General features: G+C 52.1%; 1 protein-coding gene. It reads right to left on the reverse strand.

The genetic code is table 11. From position 1 onward, the window contains the following. Positions 1 to 5: 5 nt before the first annotated feature. Positions 6 to 290 (reverse strand): DUF7448 domain-containing protein (locus AC1RPN_RS08870; RefSeq protein WP_481763822.1); only part of this gene is annotated, 285 nt, incomplete at its 5' end.

Genomic DNA, 290 nt, shown 5'->3' on the forward strand with positions numbered 1-290 from the left:
CCATGTCAATCCTCTCCTTCCTCTTCGTCAATATTGATGTGGCGCAGGTCAACACCCTCGCCATAATAGCCGTTGCTTGTACCGTACCATCGAATATCAACATACCCGCGAATTGTCGCGAATTTGTAAAACGTCCATCGGTACGACTCTACTGCATACGTGCAGTGATCAGCGTAATCTTCATCGTCCATCCAGCTTTCGCGCCGGGGCAGGATCGGGGGAGGCACACCATCCTGACCATCAGCCCAAGATACGACTTCTGCCACCAGAAGTGGAGTACCCAATAGGTC

It is taken from the genome of Dellaglioa sp. CoH-57-MRSF-20, assembly GCF_056781955.1.